The organism is Mesorhizobium sp. WSM4819 (genome assembly GCF_055811215.1).
This window is the reverse complement of the sequence record NZ_JBVVQO010000004.1, coordinates 162,442-182,196: the sequence shown is the minus strand read 5'-3', so window position 1 is coordinate 182,196 and position 19,755 is coordinate 162,442. Positions and strand designations below refer to the sequence as shown.

Sequence of the window (19,755 nt, the reverse complement as noted above, 5' to 3'; positions counted from 1 at the left end):
GGATTCCATGCCGTTACGCCAGCCGAAGAATGCAACGGTTCAGACCGAACGCTGCCACTCCGTTCCGCGAAAGCTCAAACCATTCTGGATTGGTCTTCTCGATCAGCTCGATCTTCCAGTGGCGCGCCCAACGCTTCAGCGATTTTTCGCGCTGGATGGCGTCACGACCAGGCGCCGCACGCCGTAGCGGCTGGTGAAGCGCGAGCCTTCGCCGGATTTGTGCTCCGGCATGCGGCGGCCAAGATCGTTGGTGACGCCGATGTAGATCGTGCCTGGAAGGGTAACTGCCACCGTTGCGAATGCAGGCGCCGTTCTGGGCCGTTGCATTCTTCGGCTGATATCACGGGATGGATCCCAGGGTCTGCGCCGCGTCGCTTCGCTCCTTGCTTGCCCTGGGATGACGAAGACGTGGTGGCTTATGGCTAATCGCAAAGCCTCGAGATTGGCAGGAGGAGATCGGTCGGCGGGAACCATCACGCCTCCTTCAGGCTCAGTCAAAGAACCAGATCCTTTGTGCAGACGAACTATCGCCCGAGCTTGCTCGCGGCGCGCGCCAGGGCTTCGATTTCGTCCCATTTGCCGGCCTTGACCAAATCGTCCGGCGCCACCCAGGAGCCGCCGACGCAGATGACGTTAGGCAGGCTCAGATAGTCGCTGGCGTTCTTGTCGGTGATGCCGCCGGTCGGGCAGAATTGGACATCGGCGAGCGGCGAGGCGAATGCCTTGAGCGAGGCGATGCCGCCCGACTGTTCTGCCGGGAAGAATTTCAGGAAGCGCAGGCCTGCCTCGCGGGCGGCCATGATCTCACCGGGCGTGATGGCGCCGGGCAGCAACGGAACGTCGCTGTCCTTCGCCGCCGCCAGAAGCTCGCGGGTGATGCCGGGGCTGACGATGAACTTCGATCCGGCTGCCGCCGCCGCGTCGAACTGGCTGATGTCCAGAATGGTGCCGGCGCCGACGATGGCGTCCTCGACCTCGCTTGCCACGAGCCGGATCGCCTTGAGCGCATCAGCGGTCCGCAGCGTGATCTCGATCGCCGGCAGGCCGCCGCGCGCCAGCGCGCGCGCCAGCGGCACGGCATCGGCGAGATTGGCGATCTTCAGCACCGGGATAACCGGTTGGCCGTTGAGGAGCGACAGGAGCTTTTCGGTCTTGCTGGGCATTTGTCGTCTCTCCGGTATTGATCCGTTCAATCGGTTAGCAGAAGGCCGGTTTTCTGTCCACGAAGCGAAGCGTGTCGCGATGTCACGCGCTGCCGGCAAGTCCGTCAGACCGGCCGTCAAGGCCACCAAGGAGAGGCTGCTCCGCGCGGCGGCCTTGAATCGGCTTTCATGAGCGTTTAGTGGCTTCGGCGATGACACTGCCCAATCAACCCCTGCGCGTTGCCGCGCTCTACAGGTTTGCCCGGCTCGACGACTTTGAGGCGTTGCGCGCGCCGCTCGCCGCCTTTTGCTGCGGACGCGGTATCAAGGGCACGCTGCTGCTGGCGCATGAGGGCATCAACGGCACGGTCGCCGGCAGCGAAGCTGACATAGCCGCGCTCATCGATCATCTCGAATCCATCGAAGGTCTCGCCGGTCTCGAGGTCAAGTACAGCAGCGCCGCGCAGATGCCGTTTCACCGCATGAAGGTGCGGCTGAAGCGCGAGATCGTCACCATGGGTGTTGGGGATCTCGATACGGCGGCAAGCGCCGGCACCTATGTCGCACCGGCCGACTGGAACGCGCTGATATCGGATGTGGACACGATCGTCATCGACACGCGCAACGCCTACGAAGTATCGATCGGTACGTTCAAGGGAGCGGTCGACCCCGCGACAACGAGCTTTCGCGAATTCCCGGCCTGGGTCGAGCAGCATCGGGCCGAGCTCGTCGGTCGCAAGGTGGCCATGTTCTGCACCGGCGGCATACGCTGCGAGAAGGCAACGGCCTATGTGAAGTCGCTCGGCTTCGAGGATGTGTTCCATCTCAAGGGCGGTATCCTGAAATATCTCGAAGAGGTGCCTGCCGAGCAAAGCCTCTGGCAGGGCGAGTGCTTCGTCTTCGACGAACGCGTCTCGGTGTCGCACGGCTTGATCGAGGGTGAGGCCGAACTTTGCCGCGCCTGCCGGTATCCGCTGACCGGGCAGGACCTGCTGTCGTCGACATACGCCGCCGGTATCTCATGCCCGCATTGCTACGATGTCCGTTCCGACGAGGATCGCGCCCGCTACGCCGAGCGTCAACGCCAGGTCGAGCTGGCGCAAGCGCAAGGCAGGGCTCCGCATATCGGACGTTAAAGCGACCTGCGTCCGCTTGGACGCACAAAGTACGCTCTAACATTTTGAATCCATAAATCGTGCCTTCCGAAAATCGATTCCGATTTTCGGCCCAACGCGTTGGACAAGGCAGATCCTGACATCATCTCGTTTGTGCCATCACCGGCAAAGCGCCCATCCGTCATTGTAATGTCCATATGCGGGGCCTACCTGTTCAACGTCCGAAAACCTGCCCGGCGCTTTCGGCCGGCCAATTCTGGAGGCATTGATGTTCGATCCCAAGAAGCTCCTCAACGATCTGCTCGGCTCGCAAATTCCCGGAACCGGGTCGACCGTGCGCGACAAAGGGGGTCAGGCGGTGCAGATGGCCAAGGACAATCCGCTGGCCGCTGGCGCGCTGGCCGCGGTGCTGCTCGGAACCGGCGCTGGCCGTCAGGTCGCCGGCACGGCGGTGAAGCTCGGCGGCCTGGCCGTGGTCGGCGGCCTCGCTTACAAGGCCTACCAGAACTACAAGAACGGCAAGGCGCCGGCTGAAACGCAAGTTGCCGGTGAACCGGAATTGCTGCCGCCGCCCGCCGACACCAGCTTTCATCCCTCGCAGGCGCCGCAAGGCGAGGACGAATTCACCCTGACCCTGGTGCGCGCGATGATTTCGGCGGCGAAGGCCGACGGCCATATCGACGACGACGAACGGCAAAAGATCGCCGGCAAGCTCAGCCTCGCGGGCATCGACGCCGACGCGGAGAAATTCCTGTTGTCGGAACTGGAAAGGCCGCTCGACCTGGATACGCTGGTCGCCGGCGCCCAAACCGACGCCCAGAAGCTCGAGCTCTACACCGCCTCGCGCCTCGCCATCGATCCGAATACACGTGCCGAACGCGGCTATCTCGATCTGCTCGCCGGCCGCCTAAGCTTGCCCGATGCCCTGCTCGACCATGTCGAGGCGACAGTGTCGGCGGCAAAAGTGCCGGCGCCAGAGGTGCCGGGATCGGGCAAGGCAACCGCCAATTCGCGCTGGTAGGCTTCAGGGCCGCGGAGAGCGGGAATCCGGCGTCCATTCGCGTTAATGTCTCGTTTACCCAGGAAGCGCATGATTTTAAGCAGTCGGATCGGCTTTCCTCCTCCCAGCCGGTTCAGATCAGGGCGGCCGCCAATGGCCGCCCTTTTTGTCGCAGCCGGTTAGCGCATGAGCCGAAATCGGAATCGATTTTTGCAGGCGATCATGCGCAAATTCAAAATTGCTCAAAATCATGGTGCTATAGCGTCCTTGCGGGCATGCGGCGCTATAGGAGGACAGTTATGACAGACTACAAAACAGCCATCGTCACTGGCGCCGGCACGGGCATCGGTAAAGCCGTCGCCACGGCGCTGCTCAGGGCCGGCTGGAATACGGTGTTCTGCGGACGCCGCAAGCCGGTGCTGAACAAGGCAATCGCTGATGCCGGATCGACACAAGCCAAGGCGCTGGCGGTCGCCTGCGACATCAGCAAGGCCGACCAGGTCGACGATCTGTTCGAGACGGTGGCGGCGGCTTTCGGTCGTGTCGACCTGCTCTTCAACAATGCCGGCACGGGCTACAAGTCGACATTGATCGACGAGATCCCCGTCGAGGTGTGGGACGAAATTGTCGGGGTCAATCTCACCGGCTCGTTCCTGTGCGCCCGCGCCGCCTTCGGCGCCATGCGCAGGCAACAGCCGATGGGCGGCCGCATCATCAACAACGGCTCGGTGTCTGCCTACGCACCGCGTCCGGGTTCAGTGCCCTACACCGCGACCAAGCACGCCATTACCGGGCTGACCAAGACGCTGGCCCTGGACGGCCGGCCTTATGACATCGCCTGCGGCCAGATCGACATCGGCAACGCCTTGACCGACATGGCGCAGGCGATGACGGTCGGAGTACCGCAAGCCAATGGCTCCATCGCCGCCGAAGCGGTGATGGATGTCCAGCAGGTCGCCAATGCCGTCCTCCATATGGCCAGCCTGCCGCTCGACGCCAACGTGCTGTTCATGACCGTGATGGCGACGAAGATGCCGTATGTCGGGCGAGGGTGAGCGGCCGGTTCGCGTCAGCGAATTCATCGTTGCCAGTGGCACGATGAAAGGCCGGCGAACGCCGGGCGGACCCGGCCGGACGGCGTTCAATTTTGGCTAATGCATGTCGCGCAAAAGTGCGCAGCGGTTTTGCGATAACGACATGCATAAAACAAGAACTAAAGCGCGTCGCATCCTTCAAACGCGATGCGCTTTAGGACTGCGTCACCGAAAGCGGCACGCCCGGAAGATATAACGAAATAGGGCGGATTTCGTAGACGGCCGTCGGATTGACACGGCGAAAGTCGCGCGCGATCGCGATCGCGGCGTCGCGCGTGGCGCAGTCGACGACGTATAGTCCCAACAATTGCTCCTTGGTCTCGGCGAAGGGTCCGTCAATGACCATTCCGGCGCCTGGCCCGCGCAAGGTGCACGCGTCTTGGGTCGCCCCGAGCCGCGCCGCCGGGCCGAGGCTGCCATCCCGGTAAAGCCGTTCGTGGATATTGAGCAGGTCGGCCATCAGCGCCGCGTCCTCCTCCGGCGTCAGCGCCGTGATCACTTCTTCCACGTGATAGGCAAGGATGGCATAGAACATCTGACATCTCCTTTCGTCGGTCGCGTACCCGCCCTCACTTGCCCAGAAACGCCTTGATCCGTTCCAGCGCGCGCAGGATGTTCTCTTCGGAATTGGCGTAGGACAGCCTGATATAGCCTTCACCGAGAACGCCGAAATCAGGTCCGCCGATCAGCGCCACGCCGGCATCCTCAAGCAAAGCCGAGGCGAGTTTCTTGGCCTTCCAATCAGTTTTTGAGACATTAGGGAAGGCATAGAAAGCGCCTTTCGGCGTGATGCAGGAAACGCCCGGCAAAGCGTTCAGCCCTTCGACCACGACCTTCCTGCGGCGGTCGAAGGCGCGCATCATCTTGTCGACGTCGTCCTGCGGACCGTCGATGGCCGCGATGCCGGCATACTGGCTCGGCGCATTGACGCAGGACCAGCAATTGACCGCCAGCTTGCGCACCTTGTCGTAGAGGTGGGCGCCCTTGTCGCCGTTCGGCCAGATCGACCAGCCCATGCGCCAGCCGGTCATCGCCCAGGTCTTCGACCAGCCGTTGAGCACGATCAGTCGGTCGCGGATTTCGGGGAAATTGAGCAGCGAAAAGTGCGTCTCGCCGTCATAGGTCATCACGTCGTAGATCTCGTCGGAGAGGATGGCGACGTCCGGGTGCGCTTCCAGCCCCTTGACCAGCTTCTCGATCTCGGCGCGCGGGGTGACCCCGCCGGTCGGGTTGGCCGGCGAGTTGAGGATGAGCAGCCTGGTCTTCGGCGTGATCAGCGCCAGCGTCTCCTGCGCCGAGAAGGCAAAGCCGTTCTCCTCGCGCATCGGCACCGGTATCGGAGCAGCACCGGTGAACTCGATCATCGAGCGATAGATGGGAAAGCCGGGATCGGGATAGAGGATCTCGGCGTCCGGTTCGCCGAACATCAGGATCGCGGCGAACATGGTCGGCTTGCCGCCGGGCAGGATCATCACCGCCTCGGGCGACACCTCCACACCGGTTGTGGTCAGCGTGCGGCGCACCACCGCCTCGCGTGTCGCCAGCAGGCCGTTGGCCGGCGTATAGCCGTGGTGGCCGTCACGCAGCGCCTTGATCGCGGCCTCGACGATGTGCTGCGGCGTCTTGAAGTCGGGCTGGCCGATGCCGAGATTGACGATATCGCGGCCCTGATGGGCGAGCGCGGTGGCACGAGCCAGCACCGCAAAGGCGTTTTCCTCGCCGAGACGATCGAAGGCCGAAATCGTGTGGAGCATTTTTCCCGTCCCTGTGGTTCTTTCACCGAGCGAGCGTTTTTGTGAGCGTCCTTTCGCAAAGTCAAACGGATTGGAGCTTTGGGTGTCGGAAAATCTCAAGAATTGGCAACCGCGCCCGCGGCCGGAACGCAAGGTGCTGGAGGGGCGCACTGTCAGGCTTGAGCCGCTGACCTCCGAAAAGCATGGCGACGGCCTGTTCGAGGCGTCGTCGGTGCCTGATGTCGACGGCCGCTTCGCTTGGCTGCCCGATTATCCGCCGCAGACCCGCGCCGCCTTCCAGCCGTGGCTGGACAAGGCCGAAGCCAGCGAGGACCCGCTGTTCTTCACCGTCATCGACAAGGCCAGCGGCAAGGTCGCCGGACGCCAGACGCTGATGCGCATCGACCCTGCCTATGGCGTGATCGAGATCGGCAACATCTATTGGGGTCCGCTGATCTCGCGCAAGCCGGCGGCGACTGAAGCGCAATTCCTGTTCATGAAATACATCTTCGACGAGCTTGGCTATCGCCGCTACGAATGGAAATGCAACAACCGCAACGAGCCGTCGAAGCGCGCGGCGGAGCGTTTCGGCTTCAAGTTCGAGGGCATTTTCCGCCAGCATCTTGTGGTCAAGGGCGAAAACCGCGATACCGCGTGGTACTCGATCATCGACAAGGAGTGGCGGGCACTGCGCAGAGCCTATGAGGCATGGCTCGATCCGGGCAATTTCGATGGCGACGGCCGGCAGAAGCGACGGCTCGAGGACTTCCGCGCCGAGTTCGGCGCCTGACCATGATCCAGGACCACGATCCCGAAAAGTGAAGGCCGAGTTTTCGGGCAAGATCGTGGTCAAACAGGAAGAACCATGATCCCGAAAAGTGGAAGCCGGTGTTCGGGCAAGATCATGGGCAAACAGGAACACAGAGCCTCCCCACGGATTCTGCCGGGATGGATCAGCTCTGACAGGAGTTCGCAGATGGCGCATGGTACGCAAGGGCATGGTCACAGCCACGGCGCCGGTCATGTGCACGGCTCGACCGACAAGAAACGCGTGCTGATCGCGGCCTGCCTGACCGCCGGCTTCATGGTCGTGGAAGCGCTTGGCGGTCTCTTGACGGGATCACTGGCGCTGCTGGCGGATGCCGGCCACATGCTTGCCGACAGTATCGCGCTCGGCCTTGCCTGGTATGCTTTTCATCTGGCTGGCCGGCCGGCCACCGTTCGCCTCACCTACGGGTTCGGCCGGGTCAAGACGCTGGTCGCCTATACCAACGGCATCGCCATCTTCGCCATTGCGCTGTGGATCATCTATGAGGCCTGGGAACGCCTGCTGACGCCTGCGCCCGTGCTCGGCGGGCCGATGCTGGTCGTCGCGATCGCGGGTCTGCTGGTCAATATCGGCTGCTTCTTCGTGCTGCATGGCGGCGACCGCGACAGCCTGAACATGCGCGGTGCCATCCTGCACGTGCTCGGCGATCTGCTTGGCTCGGCGGCGGCGATCATCGCTGCGCTGATCATCCTGGCGAGCGGCTGGACGCCTATCGATCCGATCCTGTCCGTCCTTGTCTCGCTGCTGATCCTGTCCACCGCCTGGTCGCTGATGCGTGAAGCGGCCCATGTCCTGCTCGAAGGCGTGCCGGCGAGCCTCGATCGCGACCTGATCGCCAGGGACATAGAAGGGACGGTGAACGGCGTGCGCGAGGTGCATCACATGCATGTCTGGTCGCTTGACGGGTCAAGCAACATGGCGACCTTGCATGCTTGCCTCAACGATGGCGTCGATGCCCACAAAGCGGTCAGTGCCATCAAGAAGCGGCTTGCCGCGCATGGCATTGCCCACGCCACCGTAGAACCGGAATTCGGCCATTGCGCCGATGATAAGCATGATGGCGAGCACGACCATGCGCATGATGCGGGTCCGCATCATCGCCACTATCACTGATCCCAGGAGTTCCATGGCATGGTAACGAAGTTGACGAATCCCCGCCGTGTCAGGGCCGCGTGATGGATCGTGACACGCGCAATGCGGCGATCGGCGCGCTGTGGGTGCTGCTGCTGTTCGGCATCGCCGCCTACTATTTGCCAACCGTGATGCTGGCGGTCGGCCGCGTGTCGACCATTCTTGCCGCTATTATTGCCGCTGTCTTCATGGTGGCCATTTTCGTCGTGTTTTGGTTGCGTGGCCGCAGCCAGCGCAAAAAGGATCATTGATATGCGTGTTTTGATTACCGGCGCGGCAGGCATGGTCGGCCGCAAGCTCATCGCCCGGCTGGCGAAGGATGGAACGCTCAGCGGCCGGAAGGTCGCCGCGCTCGACCTTCACGACATCGTGCCGCCGCAGGCGCCGACACTGGATGGCGTCGACGTCACCATCCATACAGGCGATCTCGCCGCGGCGAGCGCGATGGAACGGCTGGTCGCGTCGCGCCCAGACGTGATCTTTCATCTCGCCGGCGTCGTGTCGGGCGAGGCGGAGGCCAATTTCGATCTCGGCTATCGCGTCAATCTCGACGGCACAAGGGCGCTGTTCGATGCCGTAAGACTGGCGGGGTTTGCGCCGCGCGTCGTCTTCACCTCGTCGATCGCCGTGTTCGGCGCACCGTTTCCGAACATTATATCAGACGAATTCCACCCGACGCCATTGACCTCCTACGGCACGCAGAAGCTGATGGGAGAAGCGCTGCTCGCCGATTATACGCGGCGCGGCTTCTTCGACGGCATCGGCATCAGGCTGCCGACCATCTGCGTCAGGCCGGGCAAGCCCAACAAGGCGGCTTCAGGCTTTTTCTCCGGCATCATCCGCGAGCCGTTGAACGGCCAGGAGGCGATATTGCCGGTGCCGCGCTCTGTCGTACACACCCACGCCAGCCCGCGCTCGGCGGTGAATTTTCTGATCCACGCCGCAGCGATCGACGGCGACGCCGTCGGGCCGCGCCGCAATCTGACGATGCCCGGCGTCGCCGTCACGGTCGGCGAGCAGATCGAGGCCCTGGAACGCATGGCCGGCGCCAAGGCGGTGAAACTGATCCGCGAGGAGCCCGACGAAACGATCTGGGCGATCGTCAAGGGCTGGCCGACACGGTTCGAGGCGCGGCGGTCGAGGGAGCTTGGCTTTGCCGCCGAAACCAGCTTCGACGACATCATCCGCGCGCATATCGAGGACGAGTTGGACGGGAAGTTTTAATTTGCGTTGATATTCGGGTCTTTCCAGTACTACGCCAATTGTCGACCTCGGCGCCGCCCCTCATCCGCCTGCCGGCACCTTCTCCCCGTATAGTGACGGGGAGGGGGCTGGCCGCACCCTCGGCGCTTTTTTGCAGCGCTGGATATTGGCGAAATCCTCTGCGAAGGCGCCCTTCTCCCCGTCACTATACGGGGAGAAGTGCCCGGCAGGGCGATGAGGGGCGGCGCCAACACCAACAGTTTTGCCCGTCCGATCGAGGCGCTATCCGCCAGTCAGGCTCGCCGACAACAACAGCAACCCAAACAAAAAGACGAAGGCTGCGCCGCCGATCTCGACGATTGAATGGATGCGGTTGCCCATGCGGCCGTCACCGGCGAAATACACCGCCCAGTTCTTGGCCGTCACCGCCAGCGTCGCCAGGATCGAGACGGTGATCGCGGTGCCGAGTGCCATCGCCAGCACCGACAGGATGCCGCCGAACCACAGCCCGTTGAGCATGGCAAAGCTCAGCACGATCAGCGCGCCCGAACACGGCCGGATACCGACCGCGGCCACCGCAGACCAGGCAGTGCGCCAGTCGAAGCGGTCGCCGGAAAGCAGCGCCGGGTCGGGCGCGTGTGAATGTCCGCACGTCGCGCAGACTTCGCCCGCCGCATGGTGATGGTGCCCGCCATGGTCATCGTGTCCGCCATGGTCATGGTGATGGTCGTGTGCGCCATGATCCTGGTTATCGTGGCCGTCATGGCCATGTGCGTGAAGCGCATGCACCGAATGCGCATGTGCAGGATGGCCCGTTTGCGAATGGCCGGCATGGGCCGCCGAAAGACTATAGGCAGGGTTTGCACCGAACAGGCGAAGGATGGCAGGGCCGGCCTTGCGCCACAAAAGCCAGGCGCCGAACAGGGTGACAAAGACAAAACTCGTGACTTCGAGGAACCATGCCGCGTCGGTCATCGATATGGTGGTGCCGCGCAGGACGAAGTAGGCGAGCATCATCACCAGGATCGCCGTCACCGCCTGCAGCAGGGCCGAGACGAAGGACAGCATGATGCCGCGCCTGAGCGCGACTTCGTTCGCGACCATGTAGGACGAGATCACCGCCTTGCCGTGACCGGGGCCGGCGGCATGGAAAATACCGTAGGCGAAGGACAGGCCGATAAGCAGCCACAGCTTGCTGCCGTCCTCACGCATCGCCTTCATCGCACCGGCAAGCGCGCGGTAGAATTCCTGCTGACGCAGATTGATCCACATCAGGATCTGGGCGAACGGGCCGGTGGTGGGAGCCATCCCGTCATTGGTGCCGATGCCGAGCGAGCTCTGGGCGTGGGCGGAGCCGAGGACGTGCGTCATGACAAGGGCGGCGGCCAAGAGGCCGAAAGCCAAACGCAGGGACGGTTTCGTCACCGGATTATCCTTTTGGCTGACAGTTCAGTTCAAGCTTGGTCGCAAAGATCTTGCTCATATCGGTGCCTGTCGGATCATTGAAGAAGGCGTCCGTCAGGTTCTTCTGGTTCGCGGCGATCGCCTCGTCGGGGTTCGGACGAACGACCTGGCTCGTGCATGTCGACGGCAAGTCGGCGACCTGCATATTGGCATCCTCGGTGAAATCGATCGCCGTGTAGAAGGTCGGGTCATAGACGCCGATATCGATCTTGCCGGCCAGCCTGGTTGGCGCCTTGGGTTCGGATTCGAACAGGATAATGAGCTGGTCGTTGTCGAAATTCGCCATCAGCTGCGGCGGCGGGCTCATCGCCTCATCCTTGCCGTCGACGGTGACGAGCTGGAAGTAATTGAACTCCGCCAGCGAAGCGTGGACGGTGTCGGCGACTTCCTTCAGCTCCTTGTCGTCAAGCTTCAGGTCGGAATTCTTGTCGAACTCCATCATCACCGTGCTCGAAAACAAATCGTCGAAGCGCCAGACATGACGCAAGGCCTTCACGCTTTGGTGATCCGGGCTGAGGATCACTTCGAGGCGAGCCTCGGCGAAGACGTGGGGATGCACGTCGGCTGGCCCGACCGTGGCAAAAGTCGCCGCCATGGCCGAAGCCATCATGATTGCTTGCCGCTTCAGGTTCATTCTGGGTGGTGATTCCATCGACTTGGGTGACTGTCGAGAGTTACCAGAAAGCGGGCGAAAATGGGACCCCCGGCGGCCAAAAGCTCATGCATAGTCAATCGTCTTGAACCACAGCACCAGGAAATCGACAAAGACGCGAACTTTCGCAGGCAAATAGCGCCGGTGCGGATAGACGGCGAAAATCCCGCCACCCGGCAGGATGCGGTCATCCAGCGCGGTCACCAGCCGGCCACTTTCGATATCGGGCGCTGCGATGAAATCCGGCAGGATGGAAAATCCCAATCCCGCCACCGCGGCGGCCCTTGCCGCCATCGGACTGTTGACCTCGATCGGACCCGAGACCGAAACGGTCACCGTGTCGCCGCTGTCGCCCTTGAACGGCCAGTTGGTCAGCCAGCGGCCATTGGTGTCGATGATGCAGGGCATGCGGCCAAGGTCCTGCGGCCGCGCCGGCATGCCGTGCCTGGCGATCAGGTCGGGAGATGCGCACAGCCGCACCGAGAACGGCGCCAGGCGCCTGGCGATCAGCGAGGAGCTTTCCAGCCGCGAAATGCGCACGGCGAGATCGAAACCTTCCTCGACCAGATCGACGAAGCGGTCGTCGAGATGAATGTCGAGCACGATGTCGGGATGCTGCTTGGCGAAGTCGATCAGCGATTGGCCGATCGGCGCATCGGCAAAGGTGCGCGGCGCCGACAGCTTGATCCTGCCGCGCACGTCGCCGGAGGATTCGCGCACCGCATCGGCCAGGCTGTCGACCTCGCGGACGATTTCCGAGGCGCGGCGGTAATAGGTGTGGCCGGCCTCGGTCAGTGAGAACTGCCGGGTGGTGCGGTTGAGCAGCAGCGCGCCGAGCTCATCCTCCAACTCGCGCACATATTTCGACAGCAGCGCCTTGGAGCGGCCGATCTTGCGCGCCGCTGCCGAAAATCCTTCGGCCTCGACGACGTCGATGAAGGCGCGCATGCGGGTCAGCGTATCCATGTCATGCGCTCCTCTGGTGGGCTGAAAGGATGCGCGCGGCAAGCGCCATCAGCTGCCGGTCGCTGTTTTTGGGTCCGAGCAGCGAGAGGCCGAACGGGGCGCCGTCGACCAGGCCCAGCGGCAGGGTGATCTGCGGAAAGCCGGACAGACCGGAAAGACACAACAGTCTCAGCGCGCGTTCGCGATAGGTCTGCAAATCGTCGAATGAGGCGGCCTTGAGCGGCGCGGCACCCGGAGCGGTCGGCAGCACAAGGACGCCGTCCTCGCCAAGCAGGTCGGCAAGCTCAAGACGAAACGAAACGCGACGTTCCGTTTCGAATTGCGCGGTTGCCGCGTCGATGGCTGCGCCATGCTCGAAGCGCTCCTTGACGCCGGGGCCGAGCATCCGATCGCCGCCGGCGATCCAGGCACCATGATTTTGCCACGCCTCGTACCCCTGCAGCTTGCGGAAGCACCAATAGATATCGTCGGTGGAATGCGACAGCGGGGCAACGGTGCGCGGTGCGCCCAGCACCGATGCGACAGCGCGGACCATGGCGCGATACTCGTCGGCTTCCTGCGGGCCGAGCACGAGCCCGTCCAGCGCATCCAGCGCGAGGGGGCGCTGCAATTCGTGGGTGTGCGGATCGTCGCCGAGCAGCACCGCGCCGACCTTGTCATAGGTGGCCGTGTCCCTGGCGAACCAGCCGAACGTGTCAAGTGAAGGGGCCAGCGGCATGGCGCCTTCGAGCGAGATGCGGCCATGCGTGGTCCTCAGGCCGATCAGCCCACAAAAGCTTGCCGGGGCGCGAATCGAGCCGCCGGTATCGGATCCGGCGGCGATGTCGGCCAGCCCGCCGGCGACCGCGGCGGCGGAACCGGAGGACGAGCCGCCGGTGACGCGATCAGGTGCTGCCGGATTGACCGGCGACGGGAAATGCGCGTTCAGCCCCATCAGCGAGAAGGCCAGTTCGTCGGTCTGCGTCTTGCCGACGAAGCGCGCGCCCGAATCAAGCAGCGCCTGGACGGCCGGCGCCGTCGCCGGGGCGGGTGAAGCCTGCTGGTATTTTTGCGGATTGCCGCAGCCGGTGCGGTAGCCGGCGACGTCGTAAATATCCTTGACGGCCAGTCGCAGGCCGGCAAGCGGGCCGGACTGCGCATTGGATACAGGTATACCATCGAGGTCGAGAAAAGCGTTCAGAGGGCCGCGAGTGCCTGCCATGCGTTCGATATCCGGATACAGTTGTTGCAACATTGTTCGACGCCAGGAATTTTACAACCTGGCGTACGATTTTTATTGATTGTGAAATCCATCGACCTTATATCGCGCTTGCCCAAAGTCGCACGTGCCTGTGGGTGTCCGCCGATCCTCAAAATGGTGAGGGATATCGGTAAGGTAACTGGAGCTAACCCCTCCAGTCGGTTTAGCGGCCAACTGCCAGACCGAGGACACCTTGAAGCAACGACGGTGCGGGCCTTTCTGGTGTTCTGCCGGTCGTCCAAAGACCGGGGTTACTGAAGAGGCACACCTTCATTGCCGGCAGTGCGGAACGGGTTCTCCCAATCCAAGCCAAGGCAGACAAAGCGAACCGAGGCCGGGCAAGGCCAAGGTTCACCGCCGCGAGACGGCGCTTCATGGTTCCGGGGTCTCCACCGGCTGGTTCCATGGATTGACGTCCCGCCTTTGTCCACCGCGTGTTCGCGAGGTCGATGACCCGCGTCCGCAGCCTTTGTGCGCGCCGAAAGGCGCTATGGAGAGACCCCGATGGCTACCCAGCGCATCCTTGACTTCCTCGCCACCCGACGTCCGAACGGCCCTTGCCTCGTCGTCGATCTCGATGTCGTGCGCGACAATTTCCGCGCCTTCGAGAAGGCGCTTCCCGATTCGAAAATCTACTATGCGGTGAAAGCAAATCCGGCGCCGGAAATCCTGCGCCTGCTTGCTGCGATGGGCTCGTCCTTCGATACCGCTTCCGTTGCCGAAGTCGAGATGGCGATGGACGCCGGCGCGCCGGCGGACCGCATCTCCTTCGGCAACACCATCAAGAAGGAGCGCGACATCCAGCGCGCCTATCAACTCGGCATCCGGCTGTTCGCGGTGGACTGCGTCGAGGAGGTCGAGAAGATCGCCCGCGTTGCACCCGGCGCCCGTGTGTTCTGCCGCGTGCTGACCGACGGCGAAGGCGCCGAATGGCCGCTGTCGCGCAAGTTCGGCTGCGTGCCGGCGATGGCGGTCGACGTGCTGCGCCACGCGAGGGCGCTCGGGCTGGACGCCTATGGCGTGTCGTTCCATGTCGGCTCGCAGCAGACCGACCTGACCGCCTGGGACCGCGCGCTCGGCGACGCCAAAAAGGTGTTCGCTACGCTCGCTGACGAAGGCATTGTGCTCAAGATGGTCAATATGGGCGGCGGTTTCCCGACCCGTTACCTCAGGGACGTGCCGGTGGCACAGGCCTATGGCCAGGCGATCTTCTCGGCGCTGCGCAAGCATTTCGGCAACGCGATTCCCGAGACCATCATCGAACCGGGCCGCGGCATGGTCGGCAATGCCGGCGTCATCAAGTCGGAAGTCGTGCTGATCTCGAAGAAGGCCGACAACGACAATGTCCGCTGGGTCTTCCTCGACATCGGCAAGTTCGGCGGTCTCGCCGAGACGATGGACGAGGCGATCCGCTACCCGATCGTCACCGCGCATGACGGCACCGAGACCGCGCCGTGCGTGCTCGCCGGCCCGACCTGCGATTCGGCCGACGTGATGTACGAGAAGACGCCGTATCCGCTGCCCCTGTCGCTGACCATCGGCGACGAGGTGCTGATCGAGGGCACCGGCGCCTACACGACGACCTACGCCTCGGTCGCCTTCAACGGCTTCGAGCCTCTCCGATCCTACGTGATCTGACGGCTCGCAAGAGCCGGTCAGATCACCCCGAGGTGGGCGCCTGTCGCCCGCCCGGGCTCGCCTGTGGAACAATCCGCTCGTGAAGGATCGCGGAAATGGAAATTGTGGATTTCATCGTTGAGGGCGCCGCGCGCGGAATCTCCCCCCTTGAGGGGGAGATGGCCACGAAGTGGCCAGAGGGGGTCGTCTCGCGTGAAGCGCCGACGTCCTTCGCCCACGACAGGGTGTCGCGTCAGGACGTGCCGCCCCCCTCTGTCGGCTTCGGCGACATCTCCGCCTCGAGGGGGGAGATTGCCAGCGCTTTCGTCATCACCGCCGAAACCGCTGCCGACGCCCCGGCGCGCGAAGCCTTGCTCGACCGCGCCATGGGGCCGAAGCGCCGGAGAAAATCGTCGGAAAAGCTGCGGCGCGGCCGCCGGCCTTCGGAAGGCCTTGCCTTTGTCGCACGTGACGCGTCGGGCGCTGTCACCGGCACCGTGCGGCTCTGGGATGTCGTGCTGGGCGAGGGCGGTAGGTCCGCCCTTCTGCTTGGCCCGCTCGCCGTCGATCCCACAATCAAGAATGCCGGCATCGGCTCGGCGCTGATGCGCCATGCAATCGCTGAAGCCGCGCGCCTCGGCCATGCGGCGATCCTGCTGGTCGGCGATGCGCCCTATTACGAGCGCTTCGGGTTCTCGGCCGATAAAACCGGCTCGCTGGCCATGCCGGGACCTTATGAGCGGCACCGCCTGCTGGCGCTGGAACTGGTGGAAGGCGTGCTCGCCGGCGCACAGGGCACGCTGAAGGCGGCCGGGCGCAAGCTGAAGGCACAGCGGCTGTCGCTCGCTGCCTGACGGATCGGAAACAAGCCGCTGCCATCGGGCGGCGGCTTGTTTCCATCCAGGATTGGAATGGGTCAGCCGATCAACTGGCTCAGCGCCATGGCGACGCTCATGTCGCCTTCGACCTTTATCTTGCCGGACATGAACGCCATGGTCGGGTTGAGATCGCCTGATATCAGCGATTCCAGATCGTCGAGCGAGAGCTTTATCGTGCAGTCGGCCGGCGCGTCGGTGGTCGATACAGCAGCGCCGTCGATGACGATGACGCCGTCGCCTCCGGTGTCGAATTTCACGGAACGATCGAACCCGGCACTCGCCACGCGCGCGCTGATCTTGTCGGCAATTTCCTGAACGCCCATGGCCGTTCTCCTCGTCTCGTTGCGTTTGTCGCACCCCATTGCACTTCGGTCTGGGGCACTTCGGTCTGGGGCACTTCGGTCCGGCCGAAGTCGCCATCTTGCGCATTTCGCGATCAAGGTCGCCGGCGCATATAGCTTCGGGTTGACGTATACGTCAACGCGGTTCCCGATATGATGATGGTTTTATCGCCGCAGTGAAGCTGGGTTGTCGGCGAGGGCAGCCCAGAGGGGGATGGCGGTCCCATTGCATTTAGCTGGACACCGCCGGCAAATGACGGCTACCATCGCTGTGTGCACCAGATTTCAGCTGGAGCCAGGTTTCACCTGGAGATCGAGTGCTCGATGAACCGAACAGAAATCCCGGATCCCATCGTTATGGGAAGCCGAGCTTGTGGTGGCCACCACCTCTGGGTTGATGGCTTGCGGGCCCGATCCAATCTGAAGATTTAATTTCGTGTTCAGAGAGACACAATCATGAATACCATGCTTTCCGTGGAAGCCCGGGAGACCGAGCTTGCCGTGACGTTCTCGTCAGGCGAAACAGTCTGCTATCCCTGGCTTTGGCTAAAGGATAATGCGCCATCGGCGTTTCACCCACAGACCCAAGAACGAATATTCGACCTGACCAGCGTTGACGCCTCGCTCAGACCCCTCAACGTCCAGGACAGACGCGGCGCTGTGAGCATTGTCTGGCCGAACGGCCTGGCTGAGGAGGAAATCCCGGGCCATTTCTTTGAATCCTACCGCCCAGGCAGAAAGCGGGACGATCCGGCCGAGATCGCTCCGAAACTCTGGGACGGCTCGATCGATCTTGAAACCATACCGCGCTACTCTGCCGGGGGCCTTTTTCAAAGCGATGCCGATCTGCTTGCCTGGCTGAGGGCGACGGCTGCATACGGGCTCTCCATCGTCGAGGGGCTTGGCGATGATCCCGACGCCGGGCGGCGTGCGGCCGAGCGGGTAGGTTTCCTGCGCCAGACAAATTTCGGCACTATGTTCGAAGTCGTGTCGATGCCGAACCCGAACAACTTGGCCTACACCCCTGTCGCCTTGCCGTTACACACCGATCTCGCGAACCAGGAGGTGCCGCCCGGCTATCAATTCCTGCATTGTATCGCGAATGAAGCTGAGGGCGGTGGATCGGTCTTTGCCGACGGGTTTGCGGTTGTGGCCGCATTACAGGCGGAAGATCCGCAAGCATACCGTCTCTTGTGCGAGGTCGATATCCCCTATCGTTTTCACGACGAAAACTACGATCTGCGCGGTCGGTTTCCTGTGATCGTAACTCGACGCAATGGAGACGTGACAGAGTTGCGGTTCAACGCCCATCTTGTCGATGTCATCGACCTTCCCTCCGAGATATGCACCCCCTTCTATGCGGCTTATCGCAAGCTGATGATGATGATCCGCAGCTCGCGTTTTCAAATAGCCTACCGCCTCAAGGCCGGCGAAATGGCGGTCTTCGATAATCGCCGGGTGCTTCACGGCCGCCAATCGTTCAACCCAAATACGGGGCTGAGACATCTGCGGGGATGCTATGTCGATCGGGGTGAGTTTCAGAGCCGCATTCGCGTCCTCTCCCGATAGCGGCACGACGATGATCGCTGACGTACGGTCAGTTGCTGTCGGTGCAAGGCCTCCGGCGGACGTTCCGACGGTGGTTGTTTGCCCGAAAGCCGGCGGCAATCAGGGCAGTTCCAAGGTTTGCATCATTCAAACAGACGAGGACAGTGGCCAAGCCTGTCCCTAGCGTGGGCTCGCCTCATGCGCCACCGCGCGATCAGGGGGAGGGGTAACCCGTGTCCGGGAGGCGAGGATCGAGACCCCAGATGGCGTTACAGTAGGGGATGTTCAGTCATGAAAATCAGAAGTCTGATCAAGCGTGCCGAGACGGTGGACAGAGCATTCAAGGAACTCGAAGCCGATTTGGCGGATGCGTTCGATGAGTGTCTCAACCTGGACGACCAATCGCCGTTGGACAACGTTCCGGATGAGAATCTCGCGGCAAGGAATGACAACTCTCAGCCCGAGGACGATGCCGACGCTCCCGAGATCGCACGGCGGCTGACCTCCCACACACAAACCCGCCTGGCTGCGCTAGATGCCGTTGAGGGGCTGTTTGACGATGCGCGCGAGTATCTGCAGGAGATCAACACGAAACTGTCGGAGATCGCGACCTCGCATCACCTGACAGGCGAATTCCTGAAGCTGCTTCACGGGGACATTCTTCGCGCCAACGAACTGGAACTGGCAAATGGCAGCCTGACCACGCAGCAAAGAGTGCTATCGGAGCAGTTCCACGATGCGACCAGAAAGCAGCGCGAGCGCGAAAGCGCCGTCGAGGCCCTGCAGCAGCGCGAGATAAGCCTGGCCGAGGACAAGGAGGCACTTCGCAGTGCCCTTGCTGCAGCAAAGCTGGAACTCGTCGTGGCAGGCAATGCGAGCGCAGAGCGCGAAGCGGAGTTCGGCGACCTCGTCAAAACGCTTTCGGCCAGAACGGCCGAGGCCAACCGATGCGCGCGCGAGAACGAGATATTGCGGGAAAAGCATGTCAGCCTGTCGATCGACTTCGACAAGGCGCTGAAGCGGGAAGCTGAGGCGCGGCACCGGCTGGACGAGCTCTCGACGACTCATGCCAGTGACGCGGCGCGACTTTCGGAACTGCTGTCTGCGCTCGGCAAGAGCGAACAAGAGGAGATGCGGCTGCAGAAATCGCTCGATATCGCGCAAGCGAAGCTGTCGGAAATGACCGAAGCGGCCCGTATCATGGAAGGTGACAGGGAAGCCGAGCGTGCGCGTAGTTTCGCTGAGATCGGCGGCCTGCGTTCTGAAATTCGCAACCTCCAGTCACGATTTGAAGTCGCCTCGAACGAGAACAATCAAGCCGCGAGTGAGATCGCCAATCTCAAGGCTCAATGGAGCGACGCTGTCGCCGAAAAGCAAATTGCGGAGGAAAGGTTGTCGGTTCTCAGAAAGGAGAACGAAAACGACAAGATGCACCTCTCGACCGTGAGCGCGAATTTTTCGCAGCTTTCCCTGCAACAGGCATCCGAACAGATACAGCTCGATGTCCAGAGGCAGGAATGCGAGGACCTGCGAGCCGAAGTCGCGGTGCTCGACGCCCGGGTCAAGGAACTGTTGCCCTATGAGCGTCTCCACAAGGTCACAAACGCCAAACCGCATGAGAACGGCGTGGTCGAGATCACCGGTGTCGTGGCGGAGAAGTCCCGCGCCACAAGCAGGCGGCGCGTCCGTACGAGCCTGCGCGCCGCATCCTGAGCCGCGGCGTCGACACGTCGCAATGTTGTTTGCCTTACGGCGGTATTGCCCGTCAGGTTAGCGCATGGATCGAAAGATCATTTGCTCAC

General features: G+C 62.6%; 19 protein-coding genes and 1 pseudogene. 11 read left to right on the top strand and 9 right to left on the bottom strand.

Going from position 1 to position 19,755, the window contains the following annotated elements; genetic code table 11:
• Positions 1 to 13: 13 nt before the first annotated feature.
• Positions 14 to 327: pseudogene (locus AC0L18_RS06215) on the bottom strand (GIY-YIG nuclease family protein).
• A 197-nt stretch (positions 328 to 524) separates the two neighbouring features.
• On the bottom strand, positions 525 to 1,163 hold the full coding sequence (locus AC0L18_RS06210; protein WP_473491086.1) for a 2-dehydro-3-deoxy-phosphogluconate aldolase: 639 nt from the start codon (positions 1,161 to 1,163) through the stop codon (positions 525 to 527).
• 191 nt (positions 1,164 to 1,354) lie between these two features.
• On the opposite strand from AC0L18_RS06210, the gene trhO reads away from it, so the two are divergent.
• The 3 genes from trhO (at position 1,355) to AC0L18_RS06195 (ending at position 4,312) form a co-directional block, all read left to right on the top strand.
• A complete protein-coding gene (gene trhO / locus AC0L18_RS06205) occupies positions 1,355 to 2,278 on the top strand; it encodes an oxygen-dependent tRNA uridine(34) hydroxylase TrhO (protein WP_473491085.1) in 924 nt (307 codons plus the stop codon).
• 247 nt (positions 2,279 to 2,525) lie between these two features.
• Positions 2,526 to 3,278 carry a tellurite resistance TerB family protein gene (locus AC0L18_RS06200; RefSeq protein ID WP_473491084.1) on the top strand — a complete coding sequence of 251 codons (753 nt, stop codon included), beginning with the start codon at positions 2,526 to 2,528 and terminating at the stop codon, positions 3,276 to 3,278.
• Positions 3,279 to 3,556: 278 nt separating this feature from the next.
• Positions 3,557 to 4,312 (top strand): SDR family oxidoreductase, encoded by a 756-nt coding sequence (locus AC0L18_RS06195; protein WP_473491083.1) that lies wholly within the window; start codon positions 3,557 to 3,559, stop codon positions 4,310 to 4,312.
• A gap of 193 nt (positions 4,313 to 4,505) precedes the next feature.
• On the opposite strand, the gene AC0L18_RS06190 is transcribed toward AC0L18_RS06195, so the two are convergent.
• Together AC0L18_RS06190 and AC0L18_RS06185 are read right to left on the bottom strand one after the other, a co-directional pair.
• Positions 4,506 to 4,886, bottom strand: a complete 381-nt coding sequence (locus tag AC0L18_RS06190; protein ID WP_023798044.1) for a YciI family protein — start codon at positions 4,884 to 4,886, stop codon at positions 4,506 to 4,508.
• Positions 4,887 to 4,920: 34 nt separating this feature from the next.
• Positions 4,921 to 6,105, bottom strand: a complete 1,185-nt coding sequence (locus tag AC0L18_RS06185; protein ID WP_473491081.1) for a pyridoxal phosphate-dependent aminotransferase — start codon at positions 6,103 to 6,105, stop codon at positions 4,921 to 4,923.
• 82 nt (positions 6,106 to 6,187) lie between these two features.
• Between AC0L18_RS06185 and AC0L18_RS06180 the strand changes: the two genes are divergently transcribed.
• The 4 genes from AC0L18_RS06180 (at position 6,188) to denD (ending at position 9,268) form a co-directional block, all read left to right on the top strand.
• Entirely contained in the window at positions 6,188 to 6,874 is a 687-nt protein-coding gene (locus AC0L18_RS06180; RefSeq protein ID WP_473491079.1) for a GNAT family N-acetyltransferase, read from the top strand.
• Positions 6,875 to 7,060: 186 nt separating this feature from the next.
• On the top strand, positions 7,061 to 8,026 hold the full coding sequence (locus AC0L18_RS06175) for a cation diffusion facilitator family transporter (RefSeq protein ID WP_473491078.1): 966 nt from the start codon (positions 7,061 to 7,063) through the stop codon (positions 8,024 to 8,026).
• 62 nt (positions 8,027 to 8,088) lie between these two features.
• Entirely contained in the window at positions 8,089 to 8,295 is a 207-nt protein-coding gene (locus AC0L18_RS06170) for a hypothetical protein (RefSeq protein WP_027153224.1), read from the top strand.
• A 1-nt stretch (position 8,296) separates the two neighbouring features.
• Positions 8,297 to 9,268 (top strand): D-erythronate dehydrogenase, encoded by a 972-nt coding sequence (gene denD / locus AC0L18_RS06165; RefSeq protein WP_473491077.1) that lies wholly within the window; start codon positions 8,297 to 8,299, stop codon positions 9,266 to 9,268.
• A 261-nt stretch (positions 9,269 to 9,529) separates the two neighbouring features.
• On the opposite strand, the gene AC0L18_RS06160 is transcribed toward denD, so the two are convergent.
• The 4 genes from AC0L18_RS06160 to AC0L18_RS06145 form a co-directional block, all read right to left on the bottom strand.
• Positions 9,530 to 10,672: a nickel/cobalt transporter gene (locus AC0L18_RS06160; RefSeq protein WP_473491075.1), complete on the bottom strand. Its 1,143-nt coding sequence runs from the start codon at positions 10,670 to 10,672 to the stop codon at positions 9,530 to 9,532.
• A 4-nt stretch (positions 10,673 to 10,676) separates the two neighbouring features.
• Positions 10,677 to 11,345 (bottom strand): DUF1007 family protein, encoded by a 669-nt coding sequence (locus AC0L18_RS06155; protein WP_473491073.1) that lies wholly within the window; start codon positions 11,343 to 11,345, stop codon positions 10,677 to 10,679.
• Between the two features lie 84 nt (positions 11,346 to 11,429).
• Positions 11,430 to 12,329, bottom strand: a complete 900-nt coding sequence (locus AC0L18_RS06150; protein WP_473491071.1) for a LysR family transcriptional regulator — start codon at positions 12,327 to 12,329, stop codon at positions 11,430 to 11,432.
• Between the two features lies 1 nt (position 12,330).
• Positions 12,331 to 13,530 carry an amidase gene (locus AC0L18_RS06145; protein WP_473491070.1) on the bottom strand — a complete coding sequence of 400 codons (1,200 nt, stop codon included), beginning with the start codon at positions 13,528 to 13,530 and terminating at the stop codon, positions 12,331 to 12,333.
• 543 nt (positions 13,531 to 14,073) lie between these two features.
• Here AC0L18_RS06145 and odc2 point away from each other — a divergent pair.
• Both odc2 and AC0L18_RS06135 read left to right on the top strand, forming a co-directional pair.
• The gene (gene odc2 / locus AC0L18_RS06140) at positions 14,074 to 15,207 is read left to right on the top strand and encodes an ornithine/lysine decarboxylase (protein WP_091594841.1); all 1,134 of its coding nucleotides are present in this window, start codon (positions 14,074 to 14,076) and stop codon (positions 15,205 to 15,207) included.
• Positions 15,208 to 15,365: 158 nt separating this feature from the next.
• Entirely contained in the window at positions 15,366 to 16,040 is a 675-nt protein-coding gene (locus tag AC0L18_RS06135; protein WP_473491069.1) for a GNAT family N-acetyltransferase, read from the top strand.
• 62 nt (positions 16,041 to 16,102) lie between these two features.
• On the opposite strand, the gene AC0L18_RS06130 is transcribed toward AC0L18_RS06135, so the two are convergent.
• Positions 16,103 to 16,387 (bottom strand): SCP2 sterol-binding domain-containing protein, encoded by a 285-nt coding sequence (locus AC0L18_RS06130; protein WP_023798033.1) that lies wholly within the window; start codon positions 16,385 to 16,387, stop codon positions 16,103 to 16,105.
• A 474-nt stretch (positions 16,388 to 16,861) separates the two neighbouring features.
• On the opposite strand from AC0L18_RS06130, the gene AC0L18_RS06125 reads away from it, so the two are divergent.
• Both AC0L18_RS06125 and AC0L18_RS06120 read left to right on the top strand, forming a co-directional pair.
• On the top strand, positions 16,862 to 17,974 hold the full coding sequence (locus AC0L18_RS06125) for a TauD/TfdA family dioxygenase (protein ID WP_473491068.1): 1,113 nt from the start codon (positions 16,862 to 16,864) through the stop codon (positions 17,972 to 17,974).
• A 270-nt stretch (positions 17,975 to 18,244) separates the two neighbouring features.
• Complete coding sequence (locus AC0L18_RS06120; protein ID WP_473491165.1) at positions 18,245 to 19,666, top strand: coiled-coil domain-containing protein; 1,422 nt, start codon at positions 18,245 to 18,247, stop codon at positions 19,664 to 19,666.
• Positions 19,667 to 19,755 lie beyond the last annotated feature (89 nt).